Genomic DNA, 1,409 nt, shown 5'->3' with positions numbered 1-1,409 from the left:
TATACTTATTTGTATACCTCAAAAGATAAGAAATAATCATAAGCATTGTTCAAGCGCACTGAAAGTTCGGTGCGCTTTTTAGAGTGCTTATGCTCTGAAAATAAATTGTGCTATAATAGCACAAAATCAGGAGGAAGATACATAATGGCAAAATTAACACTTGACCAAAAAATCACTAAGGTAACAGAACAGATCACAAAGGAAGAAAAGAACATTGAGGAAAGCAAAGAAAGAATCAAGAAGCTGAATGCAGAGCTTAAAGCTCTCCAGACGGAGAAAGATCATTCCTTTGCAAATGACATAATCAAGCTCATGAAAGCTAATGGTCTTTCTCAGGAACAATTACTCGCACAGCTTAAGGCACAAGCTACCAACGATAGTTCATCCGCTTTATCTTCTCTGAGTGACGATAATACTTCTGGAAGCAGCAGCTCTTATTGAGCTGCTTTTTTCAACAGTTTTCATAATAAAAATCTTCGCATTGGAGAAGAAAAAGTGAGCAAAGCGATTGCATGAAGCCGTTACCCAAACGGCGATTCAGGGTATTAGGGATTCGTCCCTAACAAGCGAACGGATGTATCCCCACGGGGATACTCGTTCTATGCTTGCAACTATCGCGTTTTTCAGAGAAAAACCGATAGTTAATTTTCTCCATTTGGAGAATAAAAATAAAAGGAGGTTGTAGCAAAATGCCCCGAACTAAAACTTCTGATGTTCATCTGAGATTAACTCCCACGGAGAAAGAAAAGCTATCTTCACAAGCTGCGAAAGCTCGTCTGAGCATGTCACAATATCTGCTTGCCCTCTCTGAGCAAAAGAAGATAATCGTTGCCGAAGGAATACCTGAGCTGTGTACTCAGCTGATAAGAATAGGTACTAATGTCAATCAGATCGCTATGGTTGCTAACACCTATAAGACTGTAAGTGAGAAACAAATCAAGATAGTTAATGATAACCTTATCGAAGTACAGAATCTGCTTGGTAAGCTTTTAGATACTATCAAGAATACCTCGGATGAGATAGAAGTATGATATGGCGTATATAGCACAGGCTTCTATCAGGAGCGATGCACATATGGAACATGCAGTTGACTATATTATTAAGGAGCATAAGGCATTCTCACTTGAAACAATGAAAAAACATCTGAACAGTACACTTGATCATCTGAATAGTGTAAATACATCTTTCGGAGAAAGAGCAACATATATCAACTGTTCCTCTCTCAACACTTATAAGGATTTTGAGAATCTCCGCAGAGCTTTCGATCAGGATAAGGGAGTGATAGCACATCATTACTATCAGAGCTTCCAGAAAGACGATAATGTTACTCCTGAACAAGCTCATCAAATAGGAGTTGAGCTTGCTAAAAAGATGTTTCCGAATTTTCAAGTGGTAGTCGCTACTCATAT

The 1,409-nt window shown here is 38.5% G+C and carries 3 protein-coding genes; all 3 read left to right on the top strand.

Translation table 11 applies throughout. The features are described from left to right. Positions 1-144: 144 nt before the first annotated feature. Positions 145-441: a hypothetical protein gene (locus tag BT127_RS16135; protein ID WP_075425978.1), complete on the top strand. Its 297-nt coding sequence runs from the start codon at positions 145-147 to the stop codon at positions 439-441. A 248-nt stretch (positions 442-689) separates the two neighbouring features. Beyond that, a complete protein-coding gene (locus BT127_RS16130; protein WP_075425977.1) occupies positions 690-1,031 on the top strand; it encodes a plasmid mobilization protein in 342 nt (113 codons plus the stop codon). Position 1,032: 1 nt separating this feature from the next. Then, positions 1,033-1,409: relaxase/mobilization nuclease domain-containing protein (locus BT127_RS16125; RefSeq protein ID WP_175541999.1), on the top strand; the 377-nt coding region annotated here is incomplete at its 3' end.

Origin of the sequence: Ruminococcus sp. XPD3002 (assembly GCA_900119535.1) — a bacterium.
Classification (GTDB): Bacteria; Bacillota; Clostridia; order Oscillospirales; family Ruminococcaceae; genus Ruminococcus; species Ruminococcus flavefaciens_H.
This window is presented reverse-complemented; position numbering and strand designations above follow the sequence as displayed.